Origin of the sequence: Kitasatospora sp. NPDC058406 (assembly GCF_042722765.1) — a bacterium.
Taxonomy (GTDB): domain Bacteria; phylum Actinomycetota; class Actinomycetes; order Streptomycetales; family Streptomycetaceae; genus Kitasatospora.
Map to the genome: position 1 here is coordinate 20,979 of NZ_JBHXKE010000124.1, position 6,231 is coordinate 27,209.

A 6,231-nucleotide genomic window follows, 5' to 3' on the forward strand; every position below is an offset into this window, starting at 1 on the left:
AGAGGCCGCCGCGGACGCGGTCACCCGGCCCCGGGACTGACAACCAGTACCCGGGCAAGCGATGTACGTCTCTCCCACCGGAGGAACCGGAACATGCGCAAGACCGCTGCCAAGCTGCTCGCCGCCGCCGCCATCGCGACCTCGGTCGTCACCGTCGCGAGCGGCACCGCCGTCGCCGACCCGTCGACGCTGCCGACCCTGCCGCTCGCCCAGGACATCGTGGGCGTCGGCTCGGACACCACCCAGGCCGTCCTGAACGGCCTCTCGGTCGGCTACAACGCCTCCCTGCCGGCCGGCAGCACCCTGCCGCGCCTCTACAGCTGGGACGCGACCGGCTCCTCGCCGATCACCACCAAGACCGGTGCGACCTCGATCGCCCGCCCGAACGGCTCCGGCGCCGGCATCAACGCGCTGAACACCAACACCAGCACCACGGTCGACTTCGCCCGCTCCTCGCGTGGCCCGCAGCTCGGCGACCCGGCCACCGACATCTTCGTCACCCTGGGCAAGGACGCGGTCTCCTGGGCGGCCAAGTCGGGCGGCAACGCGCCGTCCAACCTGACCACCGCCCAGCTCAAGGGCATCTACGAGTGCACCATCACCAACTGGACGCAGATCAGCGCGACCCTGCCGAACGCCACCATCAAGCCCTTCCTGCCGCAGACCAACTCCGGCACCCGGTCCTTCTTCCTGAAGGCCATCGGCGGCGCCACCTCCGTCGTCCCGGGCGCCTGCGTCACGGCCAACCCGCTCGTCCAGGAGAACCAGGGCACCGACCCGGTCCTGAACGACGCCAACGCGGTCGTTCCCTACTCCGTCGCCCACTACATCGGCCAGGTCTTCAACGGCCACGCCTCGGGCAGCGACGCCCAGGGCCCGCTGACCATCCGTGACATCAACAGCATCGTGCCGGTCAGCACCGCCACCCCGAAGGTCATCAACTCCTCCTTCGCCGCCACCGCCTACGGCCGCGTGATCTACAACGTGGTCCGCGAGGCCGAGTGGACCGCGACCGACGCCCACGGTGTCGCGCTGCGCGCCATCTTCGGTGTCGGCGGCTGGATCTGCACCAACGGTGGTGCCGGTTCCGCGATCATCAAGGACTACGGCTTCCTGGCCCTCCCGAACGGCGCCTGCGGCTCCACCACCCACATCTGATCCACCGCGCCACCCGCACGATCAGTACCGAGTGCACCACCCGGCGGTCACGGGCCTCGCGCCCGTGGCCGCCGGCCCCACCGGACGACCGCCGCACAGGGAGCAGGGGAACGATGCGCACAGTCTTGGGCAAGCTGCTCGCCGTCACGGCGGTCACCGCCTCACTGGCGGGCCTGGGGAGCGGCTCCGCCGCCGCGGACCCGCCCGGGGGAGTCGTCCCCGCACCGAACTCCATCGTCGGCGTCGGCTCGCAGACCACCGCCCCGCTGCTCAACCAGCTGACCGCCGACTACAACGCCTACCTGGCGTCCCTGGGCAACGTGACCGCGCCGCGGGCGTACAGCTTCGACGCGGTCGGAACGCCGATCATCACGCTGAAGACGGGCCTCCCCGCCGCCTCCCGGCCCCTCGGACCCCAGAACGGTCTGGTCGCGCTCCAGGCGAACCCCAACGGGGTCGACTTCGTCAGGTCGGACCGGGGCCGGCTGCCCTCCGACCCCGCGACCAACAGCTTCGTGGCCCTGGCCAAGGACGCGGTCTCCTGGGCGGCCACGTCGGGCGGCAACGCGCCGGTCGGTCTGACCTCGACCGAGCTGAAGGGCATCTACGAGTGCACCTTCACCAACTGGCAGCAGATCAACCCGTTGCTGCCGAACGCCGTCATCAAGCCCTTCCTGCCGCCGGCCGACTCCGGCACCCGGCTGCGCTTCCTGAGGGCCGTCGGCGGAGGCACCTCGGTGATCCCGGGCGGGTGTGTCACGACCACCCCGGTCGAGAACCAGGGCCTCCACCCGCTGCTCAACGACCCGGACGCGGTGTTCCCCTACTCGGTCGGCCACTACATCGGCCAGGTGTACTTCGGCCGCAGCCTCCCGGGCGACGCGCCGGGCCCGCTGACCGTCCGCGCGGTGAACGGGATCCCGCCGGTCGACACCACGACCACCGCGATCAACGCGCCGTTCGCCGGGTCGCTCTACGGGGGGCTGGTGCACGACGTGGTCCGGCAGGCCGCCTACGTCGCGAACACCCCCCAGGGCACCGCCCTACGGAACTTCCTCGGGACCACCGGCTGGATCTGCGGGAACGCGACCGCGGTGACCGACATCAAGACCCACGGCTTCCTCCCGCTGCCCGCCGGCCTCTGCGGCACCCTCTCCTGACCGGCTTCCGGCCGCGCCGGGCGCACCGGCCGCCGGGCCCGCAGCCGGGCCGCGGCGCCGTTCCCGGGCCAGATCTTCGGCCGCCGACCCCGCCGGGCAGTGCGGGGCCGGTGCCGACGAGGCGACCTCCTGGTCGTCTGCTCCACCCAGCACAACCTTTCACCTCTCCTTAGGAGTCCAGCATGTCCCGTACCCGCGCCCGTCTCGCCGCCACTGGTACCGCCGTCGTCCTCGCCGTCACCGGCATGAGTGGTGCGGCCGTCGCCGACACGGCCCCGGCGAGCACGCCGTCCACCGGCAGCGCGGTGGTCAACTCCAGCACCACCTTCCTGAAGGACCAGGCGCTCAACGGCATCGTCGTCATCCCGCTGCCGACCGCCGCCCCGTCGTACGACAGCACCACGGGCATCTCCACCACCTTCCCGGTGACCGGCGGTTCGGCGAACCTCTCCGGCTACTACGGCGACATCGACCTCGGTGGCGGCCTGCTCTTCATCAACGTCTTCACCGGCAAGAGCGCCACCTTCAAGCAGCTCCACTTCAGTGTCGACTCCTGGCAGATCTCCGGCGTGCCGGTCGGCGGCACCGCGCCCGTCGCCCTGCTGGACCCGGCCGGCGACAGCCAGATCGGCCGCAACGGCGCCGTCCAGACGCTCAACACCACCGACCTCCAGCTGGACGCCGCCGGCGCGGAGTACCTGGACTCCAAGCTCAAGACCAGCTTCTTCAAGGCCGGCCAGTCGGTCGGCACCTTCGCCCTGACGTTCACTCAGGGCAGCTGAACCGCGGCCCGTCAGTGATCGCCGCACCATGACGGGCCCGCGCTCCGGCGCGGGCCCGCTCGTATGCGGAGTTCCCAACTCCGGTACGGAGTCGTCGCGTTGTGTTCTCGTACATCCGGTCGACCTGATCCGGCCATGTCCGGATGGCCGAATAGTAGGCAACCGGAGCCGTCACCCCTCAACGCGACCATTCCCTCGTGCCGCCCTCGTGTGCGGCTCGCGATTCCCGGAGGTACCCGCCATGAGAATCCGCGTACCCGACCCGAGAGAAAGAGGGCGGTGGCGCCGGCGACTACCCTCGCTCACACTCGTCCTCGCCGTGGTGGGTGCCCTGGTGACGGTGCCGATCGGGCTCGGCACCGCCCCGCAGGCCCTGGCGGCCTCGGCGAAGACGGTGACCGGGCCGAAGGTCTGGATACCGGGCGCGGAGCCGGGTACGGGAACGTACGGTTCCAACGGGAGCGTCACCGTCTCGCAGACGGAGAGCCTCACCGACCAGGTGATCCAGGTCTCCTGGAGCGGCTTCACGCCGAGCGTGCTGAGGACCGGGGAACAGGCCACGGCCGTGCAGCAGAACTCCGACCAGGTGATGTACCCGGTCCGGATCTACCAGTGCCGCGGGACCGACCCGAAGGTCATGGACTGTTACGGCAGCACCATGTTCGGTGCCGACCCGGCGGCCGGCTTCGAGCAGAAGTACCCCCCCCAGGGCACCACCGCCCCCGACCTGCCGAGCAACATGGCGATCGCGGTCACCGGGGCGGACGGCTCCGGTACGGCGCCGATCGAGGTGCGGTCCTCGCGGTTGAGCCCCTCGCTCGGCTGCGACGCCGCCCACCCCTGCTCGATCGTGGTCGAGGCCAACTACGGCGGCGATCCGCTGGACCTCTACGGGATGCGGAACGGCCAGCCGGACTGCGCCGACCACATGATCGACAACGACGGGGCGATCTTCTACACGGCCACCGACGTGATCATGACCGGGTACGAGAACCCGTTCACGGGGATGAACGGCAACGAGCAGTGCGCGTGGGCCAACCGGGTCGTCATCCCGCTCACCTTCAACGCCACTCCCGAGGACTGCGGCGTCCGGGCCAACGACTTCGTGGTGTCCGGCCTTGAGATGCTCAACCGCGCCATGCAGCAGTGGATCACGGGGCTGTGCCTCGGCAAGACCCCGCTGACCGTCCAGTACTCCTCCGGCGGCGGCGAGCCGCAGGCCCGGCAGTCGTTCCTGCGGGGGACCCGCGACGTCGGCCTCACCGCGCTCCCTGACCGGGATCCGCCGACGCGGCCGTACGTCTACGCGCCGCTGGCGACGACCGGGATCTCGGTGGCCTTCCTGGTCGACTCGCCGACCGGTCGGCAGATCCGGGACATGAAGCTCAACGCCCGGCTGGTCGCGAAGCTGCTGACCCAGAGCTACCGGGCCCCCGGGATCGAGATGCCCACGGTCGGCAACAACCCGAACTGCATCTTCGCCGACGAGGAGTTCCGCTCGCTGAACCCGCTGCCCCCGACGAGCGGCCTCGCCTGGCCCGAGTGCGGCGGCGGCCCGGAGAAGTCCCTGCCGATCGTGCTGGGCACCTCGACCGACCTGACCTACCAGCTGACCTCGTGGATCGCGAGCGACCCGGAGGCGGCGCGGTTCCTGGAGGGCGAGCAGGACCCCTGGGGCACCCGGGTCAACACGCGCTACATGCGGCCCGAGTTCGGCGGCTACCCGACCGACCAGCTGGTCCGGGAGGACGACAGCGGCGGGGTGGAGACGCCCGGAGGCACACCGCTGCCGGACCACGTGAAGCACTGGAAGCAGTTCGAGTGGAACCCGCTGCAGACCAGCCTCAACCAGGTGCTGCGGTTCATCCAGCAGGGCCAGGTGACGGCCAAGCAGGCCAACCCGGACGCCCAGGGCAACCACCCGTCGTTCTACCCGCAGGTGATCGGCGAGCGGATGCTGTTCGCGATCCTGGACAGCGCCCAGGCGAAGGCCTACGCGATCCCCGAGGCCTCGCTCAAGAACGCGGCCGGTGCCTTCGTCTCGCCGTCCCGGGACACCCTGCAGTCCGCCGTCGCGGACATGCCGGTGGACCCCGCGACCGGGACGCAGCTGCTGCCCTACGGCGCCACGGACAGCGCCTACGCCCGTGACCAGCGGGCGTACCCGCTGACCACGGTGCAGTACGCGATGGTGCCGACCGGCGGTGTGCCGGCGGAGAAGGCGGCGGCGATCGGGACGTTCCTCAAGACCGTCACCGACACCGGCCAGCTGTACGGCGTCGAGCCGGGCCGGCTGCCCGAGGGCTTCCTCGCGCTGACCAAGGAGCAGCGGGCGCAGGCCCAGGACGCGGTCCAGCACGTGACCGCGCAGGACGGCAAGTGGCCGGGCAACCAGAAGCCGCCGACCACTCCGGGCGGCGGGGAGAACCCCTCCGGGACCGGTGGCACGGACGGCGGGGCCGGGACGACCGGCGGCACGTCGACCGGTGGTGCCACGACCGGCGGCAGTTCGGGCACGGGCGGCACCGGCACGACCGGGGGCACCGGCACGACGGGCAGTACCGGGACGACGGGTACGCCGGTGACCGACGGCAGCGCCTCGTCCTCCGGTTCGTCGGGCACGTCCGGCACCTCGGGCACGTCCGGCGGCTCCGGCACGTCGGGGAGCTCCGGCACGTCGGGAGGCGTCGGCGGCTCGGCCACCGGCGGTTCCGGCGCAACGGCGGGCGGCGCGCCCGCTCCGGCGGCGACCGCACCGGCCGCCGCCAAGCCGGCGCCGAGCGCCGCACCGAGCCAGAACGGCGGGCCGCTCGCGGCGGCGCCGGTGGCGGCCGGTTCGCCGTCGGCGGACCGCTCGGGCAGTGCCCGGCTGCTGCTGCCGATCGCCCTGATCGCCGGCCTGGTGCTGCTGGTCGGCGGCCCGGCGGCGCTCGTTCTGGGCGGTACCCCGGCCGGTGCGCGGCTGACCGCCGCCACCCGCGGGGTCTGGGCGCGGATCCGCCGCAGCCCCTGACGCCGCCCGGTCGGTGAGGACTCGGCGGGGCCCCCGGACCGTCCCCCACGACACCGGCTCCCCTCGCGAGGCGGCCGTACCCCCCGCAACCCCCCCCGGCGCATCCCCCCACCCCACA

4 protein-coding genes are annotated in these 6,231 nt (G+C 72.0%); all 4 read left to right on the forward strand.

The genetic code is table 11. The features are described 5' to 3' along the window. Positions 1-93 precede the first annotated feature (93 nt). The 4 genes from ACFWOG_RS23530 (at position 94) to ACFWOG_RS23545 (ending at position 6,113) form a co-directional block, all read left to right on the forward strand. Positions 94-1,158, forward strand: a complete 1,065-nt coding sequence (locus ACFWOG_RS23530; protein WP_380360771.1) for a PstS family phosphate ABC transporter substrate-binding protein — start codon at positions 94-96, stop codon at positions 1,156-1,158. Positions 1,159-1,271: 113 nt separating this feature from the next. Further along, on the forward strand, positions 1,272-2,318 hold the full coding sequence (locus ACFWOG_RS23535; RefSeq protein ID WP_380360773.1) for a substrate-binding domain-containing protein: 1,047 nt from the start codon (positions 1,272-1,274) through the stop codon (positions 2,316-2,318). Between the two features lie 182 nt (positions 2,319-2,500). Beyond that, positions 2,501-3,100: a hypothetical protein gene (locus tag ACFWOG_RS23540; RefSeq protein ID WP_329949665.1), complete on the forward strand. Its 600-nt coding sequence runs from the start codon at positions 2,501-2,503 to the stop codon at positions 3,098-3,100. 319 nt (positions 3,101-3,419) lie between these two features. After that, a complete protein-coding gene (locus ACFWOG_RS23545) occupies positions 3,420-6,113 on the forward strand; it encodes a hypothetical protein (protein WP_329949666.1) in 2,694 nt (897 codons plus the stop codon). Positions 6,114-6,231: the final 118 nt, after the last annotated feature.